This is a genomic window from Bacillus sp. EB600 (assembly GCF_024494385.1).
In the GTDB taxonomy this organism is placed as follows: domain Bacteria; phylum Bacillota; class Bacilli; order Bacillales; family Cytobacillaceae; genus JAEVLT01.
This window is the reverse complement of record NZ_JAEVLT010000003.1, coordinates 220219-243084: the sequence shown is the minus strand read 5'-3', so window position 1 is coordinate 243084 and position 22866 is coordinate 220219. Positions and strand designations below refer to the sequence as shown.

Genomic DNA, 22866 nt, shown 5'->3' with positions numbered 1-22866 from the left:
TAGCTATACTAAATCACTTTTGCGGAGCTCAGCCCCTTTTCCATTGAAAAAAAGGGAAAATAAATAAGCGCATGATTCTCATGCGCCACTAAAAAGATTCCACATAATTCTCTTCATTCTTTTATTGTTCATTTCTTACACTTCTTTTTATATTCTACAGGAGTTATTCCTTCTACCTCCTTGAAAAATTTGGAAAAATACTGTGGGTTGCTAAATCCCACCATAATGGCAATTTCAGTCATGGAAAGATTGGAGAATAGGATTAGTTCTTTTGCTTCTTTTATTCTTCTCATATTTCGATAATGACTAATGGTTATGCCTTTTTCTTTCTTAAACGCACGCATTAAATGGGAAGGATGAACGTGTAATTTTCCCGCCATTTCCTCCATTGAAATGTCCTCCGCAAAGTTCATTTCTATATAGTTTTCTGCTTTCTCTACAATGGTTAAGTTGTCACTTTTAGATTTTCGGATTGCAGGGTCGGAATACTCTGATACCATATATGAATGAATCTTATCTAGTTCAGAAATGGTTTCGGCATGCTCGATCATAATGGCATATTTTTCTGATATAAAGTGGCTTTGCCATGGACTTAACCCGCCCTTTTCAGCTGCATAGCTATAAAGTGTATTGTGTGATAATAGAATATTTTTATAAGATCGAACTTTATTATTTGGGACTCTGTTAAGAAGGTTTAATTGTTCGTCTCTAAATTTCTGAGACGAGTCCCTTTCATATTCTGCTATCAAATTCCGATCACAAAGTTGAATTCCATAGAGTAATTTTTCCCTTAGCTTATGGCCAGCTTCAATGTATTCAGGCGTAGGCCCATTTCGATTTATATGTAAATTTGGAGTCTCTGCTTGCCGATGTTCATTCATTTAAAGTCCCTACCTTATGCATTTTGCCTTAAGATCATTCTATATTATTCTTTGCGACTTTGTATATTTGATTCTGGGGCTGCACCTATTAACTGTGATTAGTACTACAGAGGAGGCTTTTTTATGAAAGCAGAGGGTCGGTTCTTGTGAAAAAAAACGGAGTGAATGAAGCATGAGAACCGTCCCCATGCTTCCATTTGCAAGTTGGTGAATTTGTAAAAATATTGTCTAATTATAGATAGTTAGGCCTATATGATGAAATTTTTCCACAACAATTCGGTTTTGGAATTATCAGTCCCATGGTTTATTTCTGCCATTCAAGTTATTAACAATTGCTTCCTTGAATTAGTTGCCCAAAATATAACTAATTTAAAAGACGCTTTAACCATTGTGTCAGCTGTAGGTAAAATCTTAAATTTTGAAATGCTTCTTATTTTAGGAGCCTATGAAACAGAAAGTAAGAGAGTAATTGAAGAGAGTTTTCAATTTAGGAATGAAATTAAAAATGCGGTAACAATTACAGCTGCTCAATTAGGAGAGCTGGTAAACCAAACGAATCATTCTATTCAGGAGATTATAAATCAAACTCATGAAGTCTCTGCTCATTCTAAAGAAGGATCGAAGCTTTCCATCAAAACAAAGAATAAGGCACAGGAAGGTAAAGAACAGATGGAAGAACTGCAGGAAAATGCGCTTCATGTTGAAGGGGGAACTGTAACAATTTCAGAGGAATTACAGAACCTAGAAAGTAATTTTATGCAAATGAAGAACATCACACAGATCGTCCAAAATGTTGCCAACCAAACAAATTTGCTTGCCCTAAATGCTGCCATTGAAGCGGCACGTGCTGGCGAGTCTGGAAAAGGTTTTGCTGTCTTAGCGAATGAGGTCAGAAAACTAGCCGAACAAACAAAAATTTCTGCTAATGACATTACAGACTTGATTAACGCGGCCACTCAGAAAATGGTCAATTTGGTACAATCAATGGAAATAGTGAAAGATCAAGCGAATACAGGTAATAAAATAAGTTTAAAAACAAGTTCTTCTTTTGAACTGATTCTAGATTCCATGATTGAAACTCAAGCAAAAAATCATCAAATCGAAGAAGAATTAAACTCATTAAATGATAATATCCAGCAAATAAATAATGCTTCCACAGGGGTTCTGAAATTAATGGGCGAATTAAAAACATTAACAAAAGATCTTTAAAAGAACTCAATATAGCAGCCATTTAACTTGAATGGCTGCATTTATTTTTATAGTTATGAAAACCTCATTTACTTATGGTACGGTTCACCACGATTATTCCTAAAACTATGTGTCTTTTAATAAGATTGTTAATCTTCAACTCTACTTTATAGACCCTTTAATGGAAAAACATGACTAGCATTATTACATCATTAATTTGGGCAGACCCCCACTCCTTTTAGAAGCTTGGCCGCGTGCCTTAGCGTGTAGCCAGTTGTATAAATATCGTGGACCAAACGATCGTTTTGCCGTTTAGTCCGAGATTGTCTGAAACCTGAAAAAACTCCGGATCATGAATACGCTCGGTCTGCGGCTTCTTGAATTGTTTTGCGACGTGGATTCTTGGGGGTGGGAGTATATCCTGATTCAACGAGAAGGGCTTCCGCCTGATTAAAGCCGCGCTCGTACTGCTCCTAAAATAAAGTAATCCTAACTCCTCGAAAGAAGTTAGGGTCACTGGTATTACCTATGAGTCTGATGGATAAAGAGCTTATATCTTATCATGTTTTAAACGTAATAATTGATCGTCTTTTATAAAATGGAGAAAATATGAATTGCAAAACCTTTTTGTTGGTAAGAGTTAAAATCAAGAGCACAGTTTCCTAATATTGGATGTTTTAGCGGTCAATTTGTAGAAAGAAAAATCACATGCATTTCAGATTATTATCAAATTTATGTAGTTCTTGATATGTGAAGATAGTGTTTAACACTAATTTCATAACGCTAGTGTTGCGGCGATCGAATTGTTTTTCAAATGGATCAAACAACATCTCAGCATTAAAAAGTTTTACGGTCAGAGGGAATGAGCGATTCAAAATCAAGTATTTATCGCACTTATTGTTTTTTGCCTACATGTTCTTGTACAAATTGAAACAAAAAGTAAGTGAAAAGCTTTACAAATTAGCCGTTATTTGAGAGCTGCATTATGGAAACCAGCGCATTTTTGGCTGCGAAAGATTGAAGGACCAGCCATCCCTTGATAAGCAAAATTGTTGTCGTCGCACAGGTATAATTGTAAAATTATTTCCAATTTTACAAAGCCGCCTTTAACTAGGTATTTAAGTTTTTGGCTAAAATGGAAATAACTGACAAACATAAAATTGTGATATTATTTATGCAACACTAGTGAATTCATAAATAAAAATATATTCTTATTAATTGTTCAAGAGTTTCTTTAATTTTATTAAACGATAGAAAAAGTGTGAATAAAAGAATTAGTGGAACATAGTAATTCTTCAATATAATTCCTCCTACAAGTTTCACTTTAGGGTTATTTTAGTCCTGATTTGTTAATTTACCATGGTTGAAAAGTAAATGCCTTGTAATGAGTTTGTGAATTTTAAATATTCTTACAAAATAAAAGTTAATAAGATAGAATATAACCCCAAATGAATCAAAGAGTACATTAATTTAAAATATTTCAATTGCCTGCCTTAACATGAGCTATTATAGCTAATAAAAATATCATAGTTTTCCAGCTCAGGTAAATACATCCTAATATTACCGTATTATAAGATATTAATAAAGTAAATATTCAAATATTTTGAATATTATTTATCTGTTTAACATTTTACTTAATTCTTCGAAGCCGATTTGGTTTGTTTAAATTGATTAAGTGACAGGAACTCCTCACTTCCTAAATTATTAAAACAAGAATACTTATCGTAGTATTCTTGAATGGTTTTTTTAGGGCTTACTATAATCTATCTGTTGCAATTTTTAATTGCTATTTAATTTCCATTATAACTTACCTTGCTAGTGTGAGAGATTGAATGCGGTCCGCACCCGCTCCTTTAAGGACCTTAGCCGCGTGTCTCAACGTAGAGCCGGTGGTATAGATATCGTCGACCAGCAGAATCAACTTTCCATTTAATTCACGATCCTCTGAAACTTGAAAAACCTGTGGAACATGGATACGCTCGTTCCGTGATTTCTTCGATTGTTTTTCGGAATGGATTCTTGTGAGGAGAGATGTGGGAGTATATCCTGATTCGGCGAGGAGTGCCTCCGCCTGGTTAAAGCCGCGCTCGTACAGCCGCTCCTCACTCAAAGGAATGGGCACAAGAAAGTCGTAATCAAGTAGTGCCAGCTCTGATTTCATTTGTTCAGCAAATACCTTTGCAATCAGGTAATCGCCGCGAAATTTATACCTGGCAATGACCTCCTTTAAAAAATCATTGTAATGAAAAAGTGACACGTTTTTATCGAGATATCCGCTCCACTCGGGGTCTTCCTCCCAGCGGACACAGTCGTTGCACAAATCACCATGACGGAACTGCACATCCAATTGTGAGAATGGGCGGCTGCAAATTCGGCAGCACTCGCCGCTGATTTTTTCTAACTTGCCCTCGCACGCTGCACATAGTAGCTTTTCTTTCTCAGCTGAAAACAGTGCGTTCCATCCGATGGTGGGCAGAATAATCTCGTGACAAAGCAGACAACGTAGTTGTGGAAATAGGTTCATCGTTTCTCACCCCTTTCAAAATCATTCATACATCAATCAACCCCCTTTTCACCCCCTCCCGATTCATCGATATGATTTGTTTTCGTGCCTTTAGCATTGCTTCGGTTTTCCCATAATGAAAAAAGGTTACATTGCCCGTTGGGTGCTCAGCACTTCGGCCGGCCCGGCCGGCAATTTGGACCAGGGCACTTTCTGTAAAAATGGTATCTTCCGCACCAATGACGGCGACATCGATATTGGGAAACGTAACACCACGCTCGAGGATGGTGTTTGTCAGCAGCAAAGCGAGTTCTTTCCTGCGCATTTGCTGTACCTTCTCTTTACGGTCGGGGTCCTCAGCGTGAACGGCTTCTATTTTTAGGTTGAGGGCGCGAAGGATTGGCAATGATCTTTCCATTAAGGGGATATGCGGGAAAAAGAGGAGTGCTTGTTTGTTGGTTTGGAGGCGGGTTTTGACCCAGTTTAGGATATTGGCAGGCAGTTTGTCTTTTTTGAGCAGCTTTTGCCAGTTGCCGCACCACGCAAATTCCGGGACCGGAAGCGGATGGCGGTGAAACCGGGCCGGAATCGTGGCAAAGTGCCTTTTCCCTAGCCGGCATTCCCGCTGCCATTTTTCATTTGGAGTGGCTGTGAGGTAAATGATCGTGGAGGTTGGCTTTCGCGCCTGAGCTGCTGCATATTGCAGCGATCGATCAGCAGTGTAAGGAAAGGCATCGACTTCATCGACAATAACCGTGTCAAAGGCTTGGTAAAAGCGGAGCAGCTGGTGCGTGGTCGCGATTGTTAGCGGGGCATACAAATGGCGGTCCTCACTGCCGCCATAAAGTGATGCAACGGTAATTTTCGGGAAGGCTGCCTTCAGCCGGGGCGTCAGCTCCAGGATAACATCCGTTCTCGGCGTGGCAATGCAAACACGTTTTCCAGCCGTGAGAGCAGCTTCAATCCCTTGAAAAAGCACCTCGGTTTTGCCGGCGCCGCACACTGCCCACACCAGCAGCTCTTTGTCCTGTTGAACTGCCTCGACTACTTGATCTGATGCTCTCTTTTGTCCCTCCGAAAGCTTCCCGTTCCATTCGAGGACTTGCTGCGGGAGCAACGTTTGCGGTGCTGGTCCCTTCCAGCCTAAGAGCGGTGTACAGGCGCTGACTCTTCCCATCATTAAGCATTTTCGGCAGTATAAGCATGTTTCGCCACAGCGTGAGCATGGAAAGGACGCAAACCAGGATGGGTCCTGGTTCCCGCACCTGATACAGATTGGCTTTTTCCCGCTATAGTCGATCCCTTTTCGATAAGTAATATACCCATTTTCATAATGACTTTGGATTTGTTCGAGCGTGAAAGGAAGTTCGTCGATGAGGAGTTGTTTACCGGTCAAAAACGCTTGGAGTTCAGGGATGAATCGGAACGCAGGATTAAGTGGAGGGTCGGGAATGGAGTTGATTTTTCCAAGAGAAAAGGTGTTTTCAGCTTTGTTCTTCACAGCAATCAGCTTGTCTTCCTGGACAATGAAGCGCATTTAGGTCAGCTCCTTTTTGTGGTAGACTCGGGCTTTTGTATTTCCAGTACTGGGGAGATTCATTTTTAATAGAAGTTTTTGGGCGATGTCTTTTGTTTGCAGATGAAGAAAATCTCTAAACTCGGAGTTTGTTATCGTATCTTTGGTGAGAAGGAAGTAATCATTCACGCTTTCAATATGAGCCGTTTTCGAATAGGTGTGACAAGATGGGCAATACCATTTTCTTTTGTTATATTCCATTGGGAGCTTACCGCAAGATTCACAACGGACACCGGTTAGAATTTCTTCGGGTGCAATTTTGAAGTATTTGAGGATGTTAAATTGCTCAGGGACATGGTTCTTTACAAGAAGCCTACTGGTTTTTCGTAATTCTTTTTCAGTCATTATTTCTGTTTGATGTGTGGCTTCTATTTCCTTGATTTTATCCAAAAGTTTGAAGGGTTTGCATACTCTTTTTAAGACTTCTGTGTTATCGGGATCTGTTTTTAAAAGGGCGTTGGGGTTACTCATGACAACGAGGTATTGGATGGGAAGCTCAATAGAGGTGTACTTTTTTAACCATTTTGAAAGTAATATTTTTTGCCGTTGTGCCTGTGAAAGTGGATCATCGTAGCTCTTTTCTTTATCATTTTGAGTTTGAATGACTTGATTGAATTTACTCTCAAAATGGAGGTTTCCCTTGTAGTTTTTTGCTTCAATAATAAGGGCAAAGTTTTTAGTAAGGAGTAGGAAGTCGATTTGGAATGTCCATTTTTCGAAGGTTAAGCGGAGATGTTGAAAAATATAGTACTTGTCATTTGGTAGAAAGCTTAAATAGTAATCTAAAGCCTTTTCTCCCCAATAGCCTGCGTCCTCTCGGTGAAACATTTCTTCGATGGGCGGCCGCTTGTAATGGTTTAACGGGAGCCGCATTAGCGATATTTTTGCTAAAATGGCACGTAATGGGTATTGACGCTCTTGCATAATCAAAAAATCATTCCTCCTTTGCACTTTGTTAAATAAAATTCTAGGTTTATCGACAAAATCCTTTTTATTTTTAAAAAAAGTTTGGGGCTGCGTGAGTTGATAAAGTTTGATTTCGCCAAACTTGGTGATTATTGCGCCGTTTTTTCATTTATTTCGCCAATCTTTATGATAATTTCGCCAAAAATTCATTTATTTCGCCAAACCACACAATAATTTCGCCAATCCCCAAAATGCCACAAAAAAAAGCACTGGCAGCATACCCGCAGCCAGCGCCTCTTCCTCGCGATTGGCGTGGATCACAGCGGCGCGATAAGGCTCAGCGCTTCCGCCCATTGCTTCCCCCAGCAGTTCCCCGATTCGCTTCTGGGCTTTTTTGCGGGTGCGGACTTTTTCGGACGGGACAATTACCTTATTTTCAAAATGGAGGAGCGGCTTTACTTGCAGCAGGCTGCTGATAAAGGCCTGGGCACTCGTCGGGCGGCTGTGAGGTAGCGGGCAGATCCTGATGCTTTACTTTTTCAAAAATTTCACTCGAACGAAGGTCGATCTCTTCCTCGTAGACCTCCTCACCAGAAACGACTTGTAAGGGGATCATGTATCTCCATTTAGCGCGCAACTCCTACGGGATATACGTCGTCTATCCGTTACAACTGCCGTTTTCATAGTAAAGTACCGTCCTTATTTTTTTACCTATACTTCATCTGAAAACATAGAAAAGAGTACGCCAAATTCCTGACGTACTCAATCCTATCAATATATGCTTTTCCAAGTCATTCTTATTATGGATAATTCTTCCAATCTCTAAAACTATATCCGCTTGTCCATATCTCAAAAAATATGAACTACCGAACTTCAACCCAGCCATTTTTAATGGCCACAACAACAGCCTGAGTCCGGTCATTTACACTCATTTTTTGCAAAATATTACTTACATGGTTTTTAACTGTTTTTTCACTAATGAACAGTGCTTCACCAATGCCGCGATTACTCTTGCCATCTGCAAGCATTTGCAGCACTTCACATTCACGTCTAGTTAACAGATGCAACGGCCGGCGGATTTCAATGTTATGTATGCTGGAGTAGCTGCTCCCCCCGCTAACCTGATTTGCGGTAAGCCTTCTGTATTCATTAACTAAGCTGTGGGTGACCTTTGGATGTAAATAGGATCCGCCATCAGCAACGACACGAACGGCTTCAATCAAAGCATCGGCATCCATTTCCTTCAAAAGGTATCCTGCAGCACCTGTTTGCAGTGCATGCATCACATAGTTTTCATCATCATGAATCGATAAAATAATGACCTTGGCTTCAGGATAATTTTCAACTAGTAATTTTGTAGCCTCAACACCATTAACATTTGGCATATTAATATCCATAATGACAACATCTGGATGATGTTCAGCCACAATGTTCAAGGCCTCACTTCCATCATCACCTTCAGCCACAACCTGGAACGCCTTTTCAAACTCAAGGATTCGCTTAACCCCTTCTCTAAAAAGCTGGTGGTCATCGATAATCGCAATTTTTGTCGTCATGTGTTTCGCCTCCCGTAAAAATTCCCCATTTTTCGCAACCAACACGCTTAACCACGAATCAAGCAGTCAAGCAATCTCTAAAACCTTATGTTTATAAATTTTACTTTTTTTAAATTAGTAATCAGCTCATTCGTTGATGAACACATTTTCGCAATTACACCCGTCATTCCAGTATTACCTCATGAAAGTATTCTGTTTTCCCGCTTCGCTGAACCGACCATTTCGAAACAGGTCATTGAACGTGCCGCTTGTCCATGATGATATCAATCACTCCGGCACAGGCACATGAATGTACACCAGTGTACCCTTCCCAATTTTTGATTCAATTGTGATATCACCGTCGAGCAGTTCAATTCGCTCACGCATTCCAAGCAATCCAAACGATTTTGGGCAGGCTCTTTTCACATCAAAGCCCTTCCCATTATCTTTGATTAAAACATTAATATTTGACTTTGTCATTTCTAGTCTAACAAGAATATTTTTTGCTTCCGCATGCTTGAGGGCGTTTTGTACTGCCTCCTGGATCAGCCGGAACATGGCGACCTCGTATTTGGGAGGAAGACGGCGTTCTAAGCCCATATTCGAAAATTCAATTTTAGCCTTATTATGATATTCTTCGATCGTTTGCAGGTATTTTCTGAGGGTCGGAACCAAACCTAGATCGTCAAGTGCCATTGGACGCAGGTCATAAATAATCCGCCGCACCTCGTAAAGCGCTGACCGGACCATTTTTTTGAAGCTTTTTACCTCAGCAATCGCCTCTTCTCCACCCCGCTCGCGATAGACACGTTCGATCAGGTCAGAACGCATGATGACATTGGCTATCATTTGTGCAGGGCCATCATGAATTTCCCTCGACAGCCGCTTACGCTCTTCTTCCTGGGCTTCGATAATTTTCAAACCGAAGTCCTGCTTTGCCTTCGCATCTTCAAGTGCTTCGCCCATTTGCTTAATATCACTCATTAAATAATTCTGCACAACGGAAATTTGCGAAACAAGATGGTCTGCTTTTTCAATCGTTTCATGGATTCCATGAAGTCTTCGATCAAGATCATCCCTGCGTTCACGAAGCTGCTTCTCCATTTGACGGGCTATTGACAAATCCATTTGCAGCTGGTGGGCCTTTTCATAGGCTTCACGAACCTCTTCCTCCGAGTACTGATTGAAATTCATGCTAACCTCTGAAAGACGATTTCTTGATAATCTAGCCTTTGCCTCTAGACGATCACCTTCATCAATAACCTTTAAAACCATTTCCTTAACACTTTTTAATTCATCAGTTAAACTTTCAAAGTCATTGCGGCATTGCTCACCAATTTGAAAAATTTCATCCTTACTCGATCCCACTGTATTAATCATCCGACTAATGATCTCATCGAGAGCTTTTGTATCAAATTTCATGATTTTCATGCATATTCCTCCAGGCATTGCGCTCTGTCAATAAGCACTGTTTGTTACACAGTAGAGTCAGCTACTATTGGGAATTCTTACTAAAAAAAGTTACTTTTCCCATATTTTAACGTTTTATACGTTTATTTACCATTTTTAACATGTTGAAATGGTAGATGAATTCCTTAAAATCAGTCTTAAGTAGTGAAAACGTGCAAGAGTTCCATGTCTATTTTCCCACTTCACCAACAGTAAGAACTTGTTTTATTATACCACGCCAACATTTCAGCGATATTAAAGTTTTATTACACTGGTGAATGTCATTATGAGGATTTATAATAGAAAGAGCGCTATTACACGATTTTAGAGGGTGGAGTTGTCCAATGCTTTCCTATTATTATACAGTGAAAACGACCGGTGAACATGAAATTAGCATCGAAAAGTCCCGTTTTATTGCGCAAATCACTCGAGCAGAAACAGAGGCGCAAGCACAGGAATTTATCCAAACTATAAAAAAAAAGCATTGGAATGCCAGCCACAATTGTTCCGCCTATTTAATAGGCGAAAACGACCAGATTCAAAAGGCAAATGATGATGGTGAACCAAGCGGAACAGCAGGGGTACCAATTCTTGAGGTATTAAAAAAGCGCAATCTAAAAGACACCGTTGTTGTGGTTACCAGATATTTTGGGGGCATTAAGCTGGGTGCAGGCGGACTGATCCGGGCTTACGGGAAAGCAACGTCAGAAGGACTAAACGAGGTTGGAATTGTCGAAAGAAAGCTCGTCCAAATCATGCACGTTAAAGTAGACTACACCTGGCTTGGCAAACTAGAAAAGGAATTGCGGGCATCAGCCTACACCATCAAGGAAATTCACTATTTAGACACCGTCGAAATCGAAGCCTATGTCGAGGAGGACAAGATCCAGGCATTCACTGAGTGGATGGTGGAATTGACGAATGGACAGTGCAAGATCGATGGCGGAGAGCAGGTCTATTTAGAGGAAGACAAATGAAAAATAACAAACGAAAATCCCCTTTTACGACAAGTAAGGGGATTTTTTTCTCTTTTTGTTCAAAAACTTACAATTTACGAATCAACGAAAAGATAGTACAATAAAGTTTAGTTTGCTAGTTATATACTATCCAATTTAAAGGAGATAAATGTATGTCTCAGCAGTTACGGTCCTCGAGATCAAATCAAAAAAAGAAGAGAAGAAGAATTCGCCCCATCGTCCTTTGGATATTTACGCCACTATTAGTAATAGCTCTAAGTGCAGCAGCTTATGGAACATTTCTATATAATAAAGCAGAATCAGCCATAAATAAGTCCTATAAACCAGTTGATGTAGCATCCAAAAGAATTGTAAAGCCAAATCCAAAATTAGACAATGTATCCATCCTTTTAATGGGGGTAGATGACAGTCAAACCAGACACTTTGGAACAGGAACAAGAACAGACGCATTAATGGTAGTTACTCTTAATAAAAAAGAAAACTCAGTTAAAATGTTAAGCATTCCCCGTGATTCTTACGTTGCCATTCCAGGAAGAAGCAAAAAAACGAAAATTAATGAAGCAAATGCCTACGGCGGTACAAAGCTTGCGATTGAAACGGTTCAAGACTTATTAGATGTTCCGGTTGATTATTATGTAAAAATGAACTTTAATGCATTCCTCGATGTGGTCGATGCTCTAGGCGGCATAAATGTTAACGTCCCTTATGCATTGTCTGAACAGGATTCAAAGGATCGACCAGATGCGATCCATCTCAAATCTGGTATGCAGCATTTAAATTCTGAAGAAGCTCTAGCTCTTGCGAGGACCCGTCACAAAGACAATGATATTCAAAGAGGTCTTCGCCAACAGCAAATTTTAAAAGCAATTTTGAAAAAGGCTGTTTCTGTGGATTCAATACCTAAAGAAGGAAAAGTGATTGAAGCAGTTGGTAAAAATATGGAGACCAGCCTTACCTTTGATGATATAAAATCATTAATAAGCTATACAACATCAAGTAAGGGTTTGGACTTTACCACCCTTCATGTTGATGGTAAAGATTCAACAATCGGTGGCGTTTATTACTACCAGCTTGATCCGCATTCTTTAGCGAATGCAAAGTTAGAACTCCAATCAAGTTTAAATACAGAGAGTGCTGAAAGTACAAATGCAGAAACCTTCAGCAATACAGATAAAGAAGCTTCAAATAGCTAAGGGACTTAATTAGAGTCCCTTTGTTTATTAACGATCTTTATCTATAGAAAATCTAAGTATTCTCATCAATTTTAGAAGAGGACGGAATTCCCTTCCTAATAACCCTATCTTCTCTGCTAATATTTCTATAAGAAACAATAAAACAATCCCAAATAACATGGAGCCCCAAAGCTTTGCTTGTGAAAATATCACAGCAGCCAATCCAAAGAAAGCCGACATGGCATATATAATTAAAACCGTTTGTTTATGTGTAAAACCTGTACGCAATAAGCAATGATGCAAATGTGATTTATCAGGCGCTGATAGTGGTTTCTTATTAATAATCCTTCTAAGAATTGCAAAAATGGTATCAGATATGGGAACACCAAGGATTAGAACAGGTACAATAAAAGAAACGAAGGTTACATTTTTAAAGCCCAATAGTGATAAAACGGAAATCATGAATCCTAAAAATAATGCCCCCGTATCTCCCATAAATATTTTAGCTGGGTGAAAATTAAAGAAAAGGAAGCCTAATGTGCTGACTAATAAAATGGAGCCAATAGCCACTACATACAAATTCCCCATAATGATAGCCATTCCCACTATGGAAAATAACGCAATGGAAGATACCCCAGCAGCTAATCCATCAAGACCATCAATTAAATTGATTGCATTTGTAACGCCAATGATCCACAAGACAGTAAACGGAATACTCAAAATACCAAATTCAAAATGTCCGCCAAAAGGTAGGTTAATAAATGTAGCCTGCAAACCTCCATAGAGCACGACAATGATACCTGCGACTAGTTGTGCTATAAACTTTAGTCTTGCGGATAGTTCCATCATATCGTCACATATTCCTGTGAAAATAATGACCCCACTTCCAAGCATAATTGCAGTTGAAAATTGATTTTCTGGCTTTAAAATCAAAACCCCTGCCAAAAAGCTGATGTAAATGGCTAAACCACCAAGCCTTGGCATAATTTTTTTATGGACTTTTCGTGAATTAGGAGTGTCAGTTGCACCGATAAGAAATGCCAACTTTTTAACCAAAGGAGTTATTATTAACGTTATAAAAAAACATACTATCAAGGTAAGAAAGATCATATAATTCCTCCTTGGTCATAGCTTATCCAGAAAATTTAATACTAACTACATTTTTTAAAAAGGAAATAGGTGCCACACCATCGAAATAAACATGTAAGAAATTTTCGGTTTTAAACAAAAACCCTTACTCCTAATTGGAGTAAGGGAAGTAATAATATACATTTTACTATCGATTCTTTAGGTTTACAGTACCCAGACCTTTAAAAAACTTTAAGAGTGGTTTATAATCCTCACGAATTAAACCAACCTTTTCAACAATAATTTCAATTGTAATCAGTAAAACTCCAAGAACAATTAATGAACCCCATAAAGTAGCTAAAGAGAAAATAAATGCAGCAAGTCCAAAAATGGCAGACATAGCATAAATAAGTAATACTGTTTGCCGATGGGAAAATCCCGTTCGCAATAAACAATGATGTAAATGAGATTTATCTGGTGCTGATATCGGTTGTTTATTTATGATTCTTCGCACAATTGCAAAGAATGTATCTGAAATTGGAACACCAAGGATTATGACCGGGATAATCAAAGAGATAAATGTTACATTTTTAAAACCTAGAAGAGAGAGAACTCCTATGATAAATCCTAGGAATAACGCTCCTGTATCACCCATGAAAATCTTTGCAGGGTGAAAATTATAAAAAAGAAAACCAACTGATCCAGCAACAACAATTAAAGCTATGACCGCAACATATATATTACCCATAACAATGGCCATTCCAGCAATAGAAATTAATGCAATCGAGGAAACACCGGCAGCCAATCCATCAAGTCCATCAATTAAATTAATGGCATTGGTTATACCAATAATCCAAATCATTGTAACGGGTACACTTAATAATCCAAAAGTAATTTTCCCACCGAATGGTAAATTAATAAATTCAACATTTAAATTACCATATACGACAACAATAAATGCTGCAAGAATTTGTCCTGCCAATTTCAGTTTTGGCGAAATTTCTTTCACATCATCAACCATACCGGTAATAACAATGATGGTACTTCCAATAACAATTGGCCAATGATAATCAGCAGCGGGGTGAATAATTGATATTCCAATAATAAAACTAATAAATATAGCTAAACCGCCCAACCGGGGCATAATTTTTTGATGAACTTTTCGATAATTCGGTTTATCTGTTGCTCCAATTTTAAACGCAAGCTTTTTGACCAATGGTGTGAGGAGTATTGCCGAGAAGAAACAAATGACTAATGTTAAATAAAACATACAGCGCCTCCGTATTAAACATTTCCTATTTGATAGAATAATAGAACATTAGAATAATTAAATAGAAAACTTATATCCTAAGAGATTATAGCACAGTCCAATCACGAAGTGAACATATTTCAATATTTCATTATTTATACATTTTATAAACATTATTAACACTCTCTGCAAATGCTTGAACGGAAAAACGTTTTGATGTAAAATTGTAAAATTTTTCACCCATCTGCTCAAGTCTTTTCTCCTGTTTAAGGTCAAATACCTCTTCAAGAGCATCTCTGATAGTATTAACATTTGCATCATCCAAAACGAAGCTGTACGAAGAATCTGGTATCATATCACGGACTCCTCCTACGTCAGTTGTGATCACTGGAACCTTTTCACGTGAGGATTCAAGGAGAACTAAAGGAAAACTCTCGGTTTTGGATGTTAATAGAGTAATATCCGCTACTCGAATAATCGCCTCGATATCCTCTCTAAAGCCTAAGAATTTTATATTACCTTCAATACCTTTTTGACGAACTAATTCTTCGACTTCATTTTTTGTTTGGCCATCTCCAACTAACAAAAATTTGGTTTTTGGATGATGTGCACTAAAGCTTTCAACGGCCTCAATTGCGAGCTCATGACGTTTTACGGGATCAAACCTTGCGATCATTAAGATGACAAAATCCTCTGGAGAAAGCTTTAAATCCTCGCGAGTAAGATTGCCATTTCTCTTTTTATGAAAATCAATCCCATTTAAAATAGTGGAAATGTTATCAAGTCTAACTCCAAAACTAACGAGCATTTCCGTAAATCTCTTTGAAATAGCGAAATAATGATCTGGTTTTTTCAGAACAGCTAAATTTAGTTTGGTGAAAATATTTCCAATTATTCCTCTTCCTAAAAAGTCATTACGGGGATCACTGTGAACAGTGGTCATCCAAGTAACCTTTGTCAATTTTCGAATGAAGTAACCATAAAGGTTAGCTCTGGCGCCATGGGTATGTATAATATCGATCTTTTCTTCTTTGATAAAACGAATAATTTTAAAAAGAATACTTAAGTCGTATCTAGAGCTTTGTTCAAAGGTAACGGTTTCTATTCCAGCACTGATGGCTTTTTCGTAAAATAAACCTTTTTCAAATAAGCCTAAAATAAACTGATCTTTACCATTCATTAATTCTGTAAGGAGGGAAAGAATATGAACCATCCCACCGCCGGTTTCATTTCCTGCATTCAGGTGAAGTACTTTCATCGCTTATCTAACCCTTCTAAGTCTCTAAAAAACGGTTTTATCTCTTGCCTCTTTTTTTAAGAACTTCGATAACAAATAACGGTAAAACTAACATTCTACGCCATCTTTTGGGCTCCTGTATTAATCGGTAAAACCATTCTAAATTCATTTTTTGCCAAAAAACAGGTGCTCTTTTTACAGTTCCCGCTAAGACGTCAAAACTTCCTCCTACCCCCATAAATAAACCCTTTTTAAAAACTTTTGAATTTTCACAAATCCACATTTCTTGTCTTGGAAATCCCAAAGCAACAAATATTAAATCTGGACTTTTCATTATTATTTCATCAACGATTGAATCAGAATCTGAGTCTTTAAAATAACCATTATGGTAACCTGCAATTGTAAGTCCCGAATAAATGTCTTTTACATTCGCAAGTGCTTTTGTAACCACTTCTTCTTTTGCCCCTAAAAAATATGCACTCCATCCTTCGCGACTTCCTATTTCAAGCAGCGAGCACATTAAATCAAAGCCGGCTATTCTTTCCGGTAAAGAAGTACCTAAAATTTTTGAACCTAAAATGACTCCTGTTCCATCCGCAATTACATAGTCAGCCTGATCTACGCATTTTTTGTATTCTTCATCTTTTTCTGCATACATAACAATCTCGGGATTGGCAGTAACGATATAAGTCTTTTTTGAAATTTTTATTCTGTCCACAAGCTCATTAATGAACTCACTAGCACGAAAAGAATGGAAATACATATTTAAAATCTTTATTTTAGGCCAATCATTCAAAATCATCACTCTTTCCTATCCATTCATAAATTATAACGTTTCATCAATCTTTTGTGATTGCTCTGATTAAACTCCATGTTTTATAATTTATTATTTTCAATATAGTAAATTTTAAAAGTTAATCCTTTTTGAATTTTTATAAGCCCTCACCGCAGACATTCATATTCAATCGAGTAGTATTATAACACATTTTTTATTCTTAGTTGCATTTGTCAAAAAGACAACAATATTGTCAAAAATAACTTTGTTTTAAATAGAAAATAAGCTTGTAGAGAATGGAAAATTTATTTTCTTTACAAGCTTATATTTAGTACAATTAAAGATCTTTCTGTACAGGTATCGTTTCCCTTTTAAAATTCCCATCTTTCCTCGCAACATCAAAATGGCTAATTCCTAAAGCCGCCAGTAAAACCATTGGAATGGTTGCCGAATAGTGATATCTTGCTGCTACTTCTACTACCATTTGCGCTAGTGTTAATCCTATAAGATATAGACAAATAAAGAACACAGGAGATTTATTTTTGTTTTTAAATGCAACTAATGCACCAAATAATGAAGCGGAAATTAAGAAGTAATAAAAAATGTTCAAAATAATTGAATATCGCACAGCGTGATGCAGTACAGGATTTCCATATCCGGCTGCTGCACTGTCATCCCCTAAAAAGATCAAAAATTTATTATAAAACAGCTTAGGAAAATCTATGTTACCACTTTGCAGCCTTTTCTTTGCCTCCTCTAACATTTGTTTCTGAGCATCCTCAGCTGTCCAACCTTTAAGGTCATTATAGTGAAAAAGCAATGCTGAATCAGGTTCATTCCATCGGCCTAAGCTTTCCATGTTTAATCCCACATAAATATTGTAACCTGGGACTGTTGCTATCTTTTCACCCAATCTTGCTGATATGTAATGGTTTGCTAAATTGGATAAAATAAAATAACTTATAATAACAGTCACTACGTATATTGTTTTCTTACTAAACATCTTTTTATGGCTGATGTGTCTTGTATCCACAACAAAAATCCATATAGCTAGAGCAATTAATGGTACCGCTGCAATTGGACGTGCCATATTCATTAATGTAAATAATAAAGCTAAAAAAACAGCATAGATAAGAAGTTTTTTAATGTTAATCCTTGTCAGTTTTTCGTTGATAACCTCGATAACCGTCCAAGCCAACAATAGGAACGTGCAATAAAGCGGTTCAGACAAAACAAACATATTGTAAATAGTCTGCGACGGGAATATTATCCACAGTAAACTTGCAATGATTGCAGTTCTATATCCACTAATCCTCTTACATAAAAAGAATATCAACCCCATTGAAATAGTTGATAAGAAAACATTAATAATCGGTGGAACCAGATAACTTGTTCCAAATATTTTAAAGAAAATGCTAAGAAATGAAGCGTAACCGAAAATATGCGGGAATAATGCAACATATCTGTTATGGATAACAAAACTATCACTAAGTGATTTTGCAGTATAATAAAAAGTAGCGTAATCCACAAGTGGTTCAATTCTAATGAAATAAACCCAAGCCATTTTAACGGCAAAACAGATAATTAGTAATACAATAAAAATCTTTTTTTCATTAAAATGTTGCAGTAGAGATGATCCTTTTGCAAGAATAAATGTTCCTGCAAGACACAAAACCAAAAGACCGAATAATAAGTATATGTAGTAATTATTTCTAAAATCGGTTATGTAGTTAATTATTAAAATTCCAGCAAAGATTCCATAAATAACATAAATCGTTCTTGTGAGAAATCTGAGAGCCATTCAAAAAATTTGTACAATCATTTCACTCCTTTTACCGATTATTTCCTAATAGAATATACACATAGAAATTTTAAATAGATTAATTTTTTCGCTCTTCTTTTTAATATTTACAAATAATTCACAAAAATCATTCTATAATTTTAAAGTCCATATGCCTATTCCAAATCAATCCTCTTCAGTAACTGAAAAAGAGGATAATCGTTTTAGACGGTTATCCTGCTTTTAGCTTTTAAAAATCCTCTAATGAAAATCTATTTACTTCCACCAATTAAGGATAGTACCTTTTCCCAGCGTGAATCCCACGAATTTTCTTTTCCAACTTTTTGACGTTTCTTAATTGCTTCTGGTGAATTGAAATTCTCTTTAACATCAATAATTCTAGATATTGCATTTAGTAATTCTTCCGAATTAGTCACAATTTCAATCACATCCCGATAATGTAAAACTTCCTGTAGAGGTGTTGAAATAACCGGTTTTCCAGAAGACAAATATTCGTACATTTTAATAGGGTTCACACTTTTAGTAAGCTTATTAATTTTAAAAGAAATTAAGCAAATATCAAACTGCTGAATATAGTTTGGGAGGCGATTATATTGTTTGGAACCTAAAAAGTGAACGTTAGCTAAATCTTTGAATTGGCTGATATCCGTGTCAATTGGTCCCAGCAGAACAAATGAGCATTCTGTAAGTTTCCGGGCAGCATCGGCAATAATATCCAAATTAATCCAATCGCTAATACCGCCATAAAAGCCAATAATGGGTTTGGCGATATTCTCCATATCACTCGGCAACAGCAGCTTTTCTTCCTGAACAACGGCAAAATGTTCATATTCCGCTCCATTGGGAATGAGATGAAAGTTAGTACTCCATTCCTTCCGGTCTTCAATAAGCTGGCTTGCAGTTGCAAAACAGACATCTGCTTTCTCTACTAGTTCTTTTTCCATAGTATGTATGACTTTAGGATTGATTAATCCTGTAAAAGAAGCATGATCATCCACACAGTCATAATATACATTGTTAAAAGGAATATGTTTTATTAGATCTACTGAGCCGGGCAAAAATGAGTACAACTCTAAATCTTCTCCATTAAACGTTGACAATTCTTTTTTTATTGATTTCGAAAGAAAAAACTGATTGATTTTATTTATAAACCGATATTTACTCCCAAAAGGCAGTGTTGGGGGGGGACTTAGTACAAATAAGTTTTCCTCTACTTTTACTAGCCCTTTTAACCATCTTTTCCAGTTTGCCAAAAGGTTTTTATTTTTTAATGGACCCAGCAGTGTAACAGGTGGGTCCACATAGATAACAGTTCTGTTGCTTTTAGCAGCTCTTTTCATAAAGTGATGAGGACGGTGCTGAATACCCTCCCAATCTCCTGCAGATGTTGCTATCATAATTTTTGAAGCTTGATTAGCCATTAGCTTTACTCCTTCGCTTCGATTTAATAAAACTTATTATCCAGGACATTTCTTTTAATTTTAATAGCCATGCAATGATTCCGTATACCACAAATGAAATGATGGTTGTAACTGCAAACCTTAGTAGTAATGGTAACTCTTTGTAACTATCATTAACCAAGTTGACAATGAAATAGAGAACTATAGAGGTCACAATTAACTTAGTAAAGCTTAAAAAAAAGTTCTTCAATTCATCTGTATCAATCCTTATCTTTTTCGGTAAATAGCTAAATAAGAGAACAGCTTGCGCAAACATTGCAATTGATGAAGCTAAAGCTATACCGCCAACATCGAAAAATCGTGAGAGGACGATACTTAATACCACGTTTAGCGCTACAGTTACAATACTCACTATCATCGTAACCTTTGATTCCCGTAAAGCAACAAAACAACGATTGAGGAATTCTTTAATGGCCACAAAAACCATTCCAAAACTATAGAAATAAAAAGATTTACTAGTCATTATTGAAGCGGTTGTATCAAATGCGCCCCTTTTATAGGCAAAATCTACTAGCGTTTGACTTTCTGCCAACATAACAACGGTAATTGGGATTCCAATAAATGTAATAACATTTATCCCCGTAAATATTAATCCTGGAAGTCTTTTCCCTTTATCTACGATAGCATCGACAATTCCAGGATAAAGAACAGTAACAAGTGATAATAAAACGATACTTAAAGGCAAATACATTAGTTTATTGGAATAGTTTAAAGCAGATACACTTCCTTCAGCGAGATGGGAAGAAACCATTCTATCTACAACCGCATTCACTTGATAAGCAACCGACGCAATGATAATAGGTGCAAATAATTTAAATGAACTAGAAATCACCTTTTGATATTTTATAAAATGAAAGTTAAAGCCAAGTACATTGTACTTTCTTATAAATGGATACTGAATAAAAAATTGGAGTACAGCTCCCAATAACGTAGCTACTGCAATTCCGTAGATACCATATTTCGTTGATAGGAACATTACTGCAATAATGATCAAAATATTTTGCGGGATTGCAACAAATGCAGGAGGTGCAAAGTTCTTTTCATATTCTAAAATCCCCTGGGTCAGTGATGCAAGTACTAGAAAACAAAAGCTTGGAAGCATAATCATCGTTAATTGGCTTGTTAACCGTGCCTCTTCAGGATTAAAGCCGGGAGCTACAATTTTGGTAATAACAGGTGTAAAAATAAAAAAGAGAATCGTTACAGCAACAGAGATAATAAGGAACACTGTCGCCAAAACACTTATAACATTCTTTGCCTCTATCATGCTCTTCGATTTTGCCTCAGCATAAATAGGCGCCATTCCCGAAATAATTGCCATACCAATAGCTGTTAATAGTAACACAGGTATGATAGAAGCTACATTGTATGCATCTGTAACATACGATGCTCCAAAGTAAGCAGCCATCAGCATATCTCTGCCAAAGCCTAATACTTTACTAATAATTGCAATAATCGTGATAATTCCTACTGATTTAACAAGTGAGTTTTTCATGAGATAATCTCCAAATACTTTGTTTATAATAACCAACTAATTATAAAGAATGTGGAATTATAATTCAACAAAACTAATTATGTAATATAAACATAATATTTAAAATTGTAAGTATGAATTTACTTCCCCTAAAAAATATTGTATTCTAAAAAGTATGTTTGAACTACTATATTATTGAATGAGAGAGGTTATCTCATATGCCATTTAATGAATCACGTTTTAAGATGCCCGAATACTTGCTGTTATTATTTATATTAATACAGCCCTTCTTGGATCTTATTACATCACTGTCGCTTCGGCTTCTTCAGTCGAGCCTAACGATTGGATTACTAGTACGGTTTGCTGTTTTATTTTTTGGTCTTTTTTATCTTTTTTTCTTAAGAAAATATCCCAATAAAAAGAGGATCATTTCATATCTTATTGTTTTATTTGTAATACTTTGTATTAACTTAATTAACAATTTTTATGTAAAAAGCCCGTTTTCAATTTCCGAGGAACTAAAATTTATTTTAAAAACTTGTTATTTTCTTGTTATGCTTTTTGCTTATTCTGTTGTTTTTAAGTCGGTCGAAAAAGAATTACTTAAAAGTAAAATTTTAAATTACATTGTATATGCGATGACGATAATTGGAATTGTAATGGTAATAGCGGCAGTCACTGGTACCTCTTACCAAAGCTATGAAGGTGGAAAAGCAGGGTATATAGGATGGTTTTATGCTGGAAATGAACTCAGTGCAATACTTGCCATGGGATTTCCAATTATTGTTCTCACTGCATTGAAAAAGTCGAAGTGGTACTGGATTCCTGTTTTCCTTGTCATATTTTCACTTTTATCTCTCGGAACAAAAGTCGGTTATCTTACAATTTTATTAGTATTATGCATAGGATTAATCTTCTCATTGCTAAATAACTTTGGAGTTCCGAATAAAGAGTTTAAAAAGATCCCTTATGTAAATATATTGTTAACATTCTTTTTTTTACTGGGTGTAATTTTCTATACCCCCTTTTCACCAATTGCAAAAAACATGGACATTCAAATGTCCTGGCTTGGTATAAATAAAAACATTGATCAACCAAAAGCTGAAAAAAATCATGAAAAAAAGGAAGTGAATCACGTTACTGATGCACAGGTTCAAAATCTTGTATTCAGCGGGCGTGAAAAATTTTTACATGATCAGAAGAACTACTTTAGCCATGCTCCTGTGAGTCAGAAGTTATTTGGGATGGGATATGGGGGGAATTATAAGACAAACCCCAAAATGGTAGAAATGGACTTTCATGATCTATTTTTCTCATTTGGGATCATAGGGTCATTAATATTTATCGCACCATTACTTTTTTTCCTAATACGTGCTCTAATAAATATATTTTCTCATTTTAGAAGAAATTTTCATTACGAGAATATTTTCATTGGTTTGGCAATTATATTAGGTGTTGGAATTGCTTATATGGCTGGACATGTTTTAACTGCGCCAGGAGTTAGTATCTACTTAGCAGTTTTAGTTTCATTCTTAAATTCCAAATTAGAATATTGAAAATTTAGGACTTCATATAAGAAGTCCTTTCCTATTTTTATTTAGAAACATATAATGTT

18 protein-coding genes and 3 pseudogenes are annotated in these 22866 nt (G+C 36.7%); 6 read left to right on the top strand and 15 right to left on the bottom strand.

Annotated features, from left to right (window positions below):
• Window positions 1–128: 128 nt before the first annotated feature.
• Entirely contained in the window at window positions 129–881 is a 753-nt protein-coding gene (locus tag JN080_RS05435; RefSeq protein ID WP_256234901.1) for a helix-turn-helix transcriptional regulator, read from the bottom strand.
• A 252-nt stretch (window positions 882–1133) separates the two neighbouring features.
• Between JN080_RS05435 and JN080_RS29770 the strand changes: the two are divergent.
• The 3 genes and pseudogenes from JN080_RS29770 to JN080_RS05425 form a co-directional block, all read left to right on the top strand.
• A pseudogene (locus JN080_RS29770) lies at window positions 1134–1331 on the top strand (protoglobin domain-containing protein); the annotation flags it as partial.
• On the top strand, window positions 1305–2090 hold the full coding sequence (locus JN080_RS05430) for a methyl-accepting chemotaxis protein (protein ID WP_375141587.1): 786 nt from the start codon (window positions 1305–1307) through the stop codon (window positions 2088–2090). The pseudogene JN080_RS29770 and the gene JN080_RS05430, both read left to right, overlap by 27 nt.
• Window positions 2091–2863: 773 nt before the next feature.
• Window positions 2864–3109 (top strand): annotated as a pseudogene (locus JN080_RS05425) (IS4 family transposase); the annotation flags it as partial.
• A gap of 767 nt (window positions 3110–3876) precedes the next feature.
• Here the strand turns inward: JN080_RS05425 and JN080_RS05420 are convergent.
• The 7 genes and pseudogenes from JN080_RS05420 to JN080_RS05395 form a co-directional block, all read right to left on the bottom strand.
• Entirely contained in the window at window positions 3877–4593 is a 717-nt protein-coding gene (locus tag JN080_RS05420) for a ComFC family protein (RefSeq protein WP_256234899.1), read from the bottom strand.
• 25 nt (window positions 4594–4618) lie between these two features.
• The gene (locus JN080_RS05415; RefSeq protein WP_256234898.1) at window positions 4619–6109 is read right to left on the bottom strand and encodes an ATP-dependent helicase ComFA; all 1491 of its coding nucleotides are present in this window, start codon (window positions 6107–6109) and stop codon (window positions 4619–4621) included.
• A complete protein-coding gene (locus JN080_RS05410) occupies window positions 6110–7072 on the bottom strand; it encodes a nuclease-related domain-containing protein (RefSeq protein WP_256234991.1) in 963 nt (320 codons plus the stop codon). It lies immediately after the preceding gene.
• Between the two features lie 192 nt (window positions 7073–7264).
• Window positions 7265–7555: pseudogene (locus tag JN080_RS29765) on the bottom strand (DegV family protein); the annotation flags it as partial.
• Window positions 7491–7670 (bottom strand): DegV family protein, encoded by a 180-nt coding sequence (locus tag JN080_RS29760; RefSeq protein ID WP_375141580.1) that lies wholly within the window; start codon window positions 7668–7670, stop codon window positions 7491–7493. The pseudogene JN080_RS29765 and the gene JN080_RS29760, both read right to left, overlap by 65 nt.
• A gap of 247 nt (window positions 7671–7917) precedes the next feature.
• The gene (locus JN080_RS05400; RefSeq protein ID WP_256234897.1) at window positions 7918–8610 is read right to left on the bottom strand and encodes a response regulator; all 693 of its coding nucleotides are present in this window, start codon (window positions 8608–8610) and stop codon (window positions 7918–7920) included.
• Window positions 8611–8877: 267 nt separating this feature from the next.
• Complete coding sequence (locus JN080_RS05395) at window positions 8878–10020, bottom strand: sensor histidine kinase (RefSeq protein WP_256234896.1); 1143 nt, start codon at window positions 10018–10020, stop codon at window positions 8878–8880.
• Window positions 10021–10382: 362 nt separating this feature from the next.
• Here JN080_RS05395 and JN080_RS05390 point away from each other — a divergent pair, with 362 nt between their 5' ends.
• Window positions 10383–11015: a YigZ family protein gene (locus tag JN080_RS05390; protein WP_256234895.1), complete on the top strand. Its 633-nt coding sequence runs from the start codon at window positions 10383–10385 to the stop codon at window positions 11013–11015.
• 152 nt (window positions 11016–11167) lie between these two features.
• Window positions 11168–12208 carry an LCP family protein gene (locus tag JN080_RS05385; protein WP_256234894.1) on the top strand — a complete coding sequence of 347 codons (1041 nt, stop codon included), beginning with the start codon at window positions 11168–11170 and terminating at the stop codon, window positions 12206–12208.
• Between the two features lie 27 nt (window positions 12209–12235).
• Here JN080_RS05385 and JN080_RS05380 read toward each other — a convergent pair whose 3' ends face one another.
• The 7 genes from JN080_RS05380 to murJ form a co-directional block, all read right to left on the bottom strand.
• The gene (locus tag JN080_RS05380) at window positions 12236–13297 is read right to left on the bottom strand and encodes a glycosyltransferase family 4 protein (RefSeq protein WP_256234893.1); all 1062 of its coding nucleotides are present in this window, start codon (window positions 13295–13297) and stop codon (window positions 12236–12238) included.
• A 166-nt stretch (window positions 13298–13463) separates the two neighbouring features.
• Window positions 13464–14525, bottom strand: a complete 1062-nt coding sequence (locus JN080_RS05375) for a glycosyltransferase family 4 protein (protein ID WP_256234892.1) — start codon at window positions 14523–14525, stop codon at window positions 13464–13466.
• Window positions 14526–14655: 130 nt separating this feature from the next.
• Entirely contained in the window at window positions 14656–15762 is a 1107-nt protein-coding gene (locus tag JN080_RS05370) for a glycosyltransferase (protein ID WP_256234891.1), read from the bottom strand.
• Between the two features lie 37 nt (window positions 15763–15799).
• Window positions 15800–16537: a WecB/TagA/CpsF family glycosyltransferase gene (locus JN080_RS05365; RefSeq protein ID WP_256234890.1), complete on the bottom strand. Its 738-nt coding sequence runs from the start codon at window positions 16535–16537 to the stop codon at window positions 15800–15802.
• A 316-nt stretch (window positions 16538–16853) separates the two neighbouring features.
• Window positions 16854–18317 (bottom strand): glycosyltransferase family 39 protein, encoded by a 1464-nt coding sequence (locus JN080_RS05360; protein ID WP_256234889.1) that lies wholly within the window; start codon window positions 18315–18317, stop codon window positions 16854–16856.
• 251 nt (window positions 18318–18568) lie between these two features.
• Window positions 18569–19738, bottom strand: a complete 1170-nt coding sequence (locus JN080_RS05355) for a glycosyltransferase (RefSeq protein WP_256234888.1) — start codon at window positions 19736–19738, stop codon at window positions 18569–18571.
• Window positions 19731–21272 carry a murein biosynthesis integral membrane protein MurJ gene (gene murJ / locus JN080_RS05350; RefSeq protein ID WP_256234887.1) on the bottom strand — a complete coding sequence of 514 codons (1542 nt, stop codon included), beginning with the start codon at window positions 21270–21272 and terminating at the stop codon, window positions 19731–19733. The genes JN080_RS05355 and murJ overlap by 8 nt, the downstream gene beginning before the upstream one ends.
• A 197-nt stretch (window positions 21273–21469) precedes the next feature.
• Here murJ and JN080_RS05345 point away from each other — a divergent pair, with 197 nt between their 5' ends.
• Entirely contained in the window at window positions 21470–22807 is a 1338-nt protein-coding gene (locus tag JN080_RS05345; RefSeq protein WP_256234886.1) for an O-antigen ligase family protein, read from the top strand.
• Window positions 22808–22866 lie beyond the last annotated feature (59 nt).